Annotated in this window: 4 protein-coding genes; all 4 read left to right on the forward strand. The window is 34.5% G+C overall.

The genetic code is table 11. The features are described 5' to 3' along the window. The first annotated feature begins 14 nt into the window (after positions 1 to 14). Positions 15 to 269, forward strand: coding sequence for a 30S ribosomal protein S18 (gene rpsR / locus E7274_RS14355; RefSeq protein WP_028234190.1), 255 nt, complete (start codon positions 15 to 17; stop codon positions 267 to 269). Between the two features lie 340 nt (positions 270 to 609). Beyond that, positions 610 to 1548, forward strand: a complete 939-nt coding sequence (locus tag E7274_RS14360) for an adenosine deaminase (RefSeq protein ID WP_304176927.1) — start codon at positions 610 to 612, stop codon at positions 1546 to 1548. Position 1549: 1 nt separating this feature from the next. Continuing rightward, a complete protein-coding gene (locus tag E7274_RS14365; protein ID WP_304176930.1) occupies positions 1550 to 2101 on the forward strand; it encodes a GNAT family N-acetyltransferase in 552 nt (183 codons plus the stop codon). After that, complete coding sequence (locus E7274_RS14370; protein ID WP_330598857.1) at positions 2102 to 2449, forward strand: MazG nucleotide pyrophosphohydrolase domain-containing protein; 348 nt, start codon at positions 2102 to 2104, stop codon at positions 2447 to 2449. Positions 2450 to 3112 lie beyond the last annotated feature (663 nt).

Raw genomic sequence — 3112 nt, forward strand, 5'->3', positions numbered from 1 at the left:
TAGGAGGTTAAATCATGGCTTTTAATAAGACAGGCGATGGTCAGCAGAGAAGAAGACCAATGCATAGAAGAAAGAAAGTCTGTGTTTTCTGTGGTAAAGATAACGTTATCGACTACAAGGATACAGCAAAGCTTAAGAAGTACATTTCTGAGCGTGGAAAGATTCTTCCACGTCGTATCACAGGCACATGTGCTAAGCACCAGAGAGCTCTTACAGTAGCTATCAAGCGTGCTCGTCACGTTGCACTTATGCCATACGTACAGGATTAATTCTTGAATTTATAAGACACTATTTGGAGAAATCCAGATAGTGTCTTTTTTATTTGTCATTTAAAGATTCTACTAAACCTTTGTCGTAGTTATACCAGCAGAGCATGAAAGGGAGATAGCAGATATGAGCGATATTCAGTTCATGTTTTTTATGGAAAAGAATCAGAGTTATTTACATTTTATAGAATTCCCAAAGAATTAATAATAAATCCACGCTTCCGTTATTTTATATCAAAGTAAAATATACACGACAGTTTTCTTATTTTTGTTGTTTAGATGTTGGTCGTTTGCTAGAATATTTTTCAGATATAAAGCAAAACATGAATTGTTAGGAGCATAGATGGGATTTATAGATGAATTGAAACAGGAAAATATTGAAGGAATTCGTAAATTCCCTAAGGCTGACTTGCATAATCATTTTGTGTTAGGTGGAAGCCGAAAATACTTGCGTGAACGAATAGGAGAAAATATTCAAGCAATTAGGGAACCGCTTCATTCTATGAATGATATGCATGCTTGGAATGAACAGAATATCGGACAAATTTTTAATTCGTCAGAAGGACGGAGGGTTCTAATAGATGCCACATTTGCTCAAGCAAAGGAAGATGGAGTCACTATCTTAGAAATTGGGGAAGATGTATGGGGGCTAAACGAATTTTTTCATGGTGATATTGATGAGCTGGTAGCAGCATTTGAAACAGCTAATCAAGAGATAGCGCCAGAAATTGAATTGCGATTACAAATCGGCTTATCTAGACACTGTGATATTGGATATCTAGAAGATTGTTTGTCTCATTTCTGGGGGAACGAGGCTTTTTATTCAATTGATTTGTATGGTGATGAGTTGGCACAGCCAATAGAAAACTTCAAGTCTATTTATCGTAGAGCAAAATCTGAAGGACTTAAGCTAAAAGCACATGTAGGTGAATGGGGAACGGCAGAGGATGTAAGAAAAGCAGTGGAGTGTTTGGAACTTGATGAAGTGCAACATGGAATTGCGGCAGTAGAAGATAAAGCTGTAGTGCGTTTCTTAGCAGATAATCACATTCGATTAAATATTACTCCATCTAGCAACTATCTACTTGGAAGAGTAAAAGATTTAAGGGCGCATCCCATAGCAGAGCTTTATCATAATGGAGTTGATGTGACAATAAATTCAGATGATGTTTTGATATTTGATTCGGATGTATCTAAGGAGTATCTGAGGCTATATCAGTGTGGATGCCTTGGTGCTGAGGAATTGGATGATATTAGAAATAATGGATTAAAGAGGATATAACATGAAATCAGTTTTTAAGCTTGTTTTCCCGACATTAGAATATAAGGATAGAGCAATAGACTATATTACAGAGTTTAATGAATATGAGTCTAAAATCAATGGAACAGGAGCTCTTGATGAGTATTTAGTCAATTTTAGTTACGAAAAGTGGATAGATAAAATACTAGATGATATTGATATTGCTAATATTCAAGAATCAAATGTACCGAAACTGACATATTTTTACGTTAGAGAAGACGATGACAAGATAATTGGTATGATTAATATACGACTTGCGTTAAATGAAGAACTTCGTAAAGAGGGAGGTCATATAGGATATTCGGTAAGACCAACTGAAAGGAAAAAGGGCTATGCTACAGATATGCTAGAACTTGGAGTACAGGTGTGTAACAAAATTGGTATTCAGGAAGTTCTTGTGGCGTGTGATAAATCTAATATTGCATCGGTTAGTGTGATAAAGAACTGTGGAGGGACGCTAAAGGAAGAATTTTATAGTAATACATATGGTGAATCAATACAGATGTATGTGATAAATAGTCTAGGGAGGCAATAAGTGGAAAATAGAGAATTGCTAAATTCAGATTTTGGAATTAATGAAATGCTTGATATGCAGAAAACACTTCAGGAAAAGTACAAAGATAAATGGGAGCATATTTCTCCAGAAGTTGGTAAAAATAAGCTACTTTGGATGATTGGAGAAGTTGGAGAGGTTATTGATATAGTTAAGAAGCATGGCCCTCAAGCAGCTGATATAGACAATCCTGAGCGTAATCATCTTATTGAAGAAATGGCTGATGTGCTTATGTATTACAATGATGTTTTGCTTTGCTATGGGATATCTGCCGATGAGTTAAAAGAATCCTACACTAGTAAGTTTGAGAAGAATATGAATCGATGGTAGAAACAGTTATAAAATTTAATTCCTCTTGTATCTCAATGTAAAAGGTAGAAGTAAGAGTTAACTATAGATGATAATATTGATGTAAGGTAAGAATAATAATTATTATTTCTAGAATTTTTGTCATGCGATAGAGCAATCAAAGAATATTATTTTTGATTTACGAAGAACAAATTTACAAGAAAACTACTGCATTTCGGAGTTAGAAAGACAGTTTGAAGTAAGACATGCAAAAAGGTTGCTTGTTATAAAGAAAAATAGTGTTTTGTTAAAGTATCCTTTTAATTATACTTGTAAAATTTCAAATTTATGATATCTTATAGCTAAGAACAGACTCGACCCACTGTGTACAACGGAGGGCCCAGAGTCTTTTTCTTTATATTTTTATAATCGTGAATTACAGTCGCATCGAATTGGTGCGACTTTTTTTATTTATAAAGGTTGTCAGTTCCTATAGAACTTCAAAAAAATATGGAGGTATACACTGAATGCATTGATGAAAAGAAGAAGTAAGCGATGCAGAATCTATCTGCGAAATGGGAGGATTTTTAGAAGGAGCTCTTTCTACGGACATATATTCTTTGAAATCCTTTGAATGCAAAAGCAACTGCTAGTAAACATTGACACTAAAAATTTTAAACCTTAAAATGAGGCCAAAACGGAGCT

This window comes from Pseudobutyrivibrio ruminis (genome assembly GCF_015057245.1).
Taxonomy (GTDB): Bacteria; Bacillota; Clostridia; order Lachnospirales; family Lachnospiraceae; genus Pseudobutyrivibrio; species Pseudobutyrivibrio ruminis_E.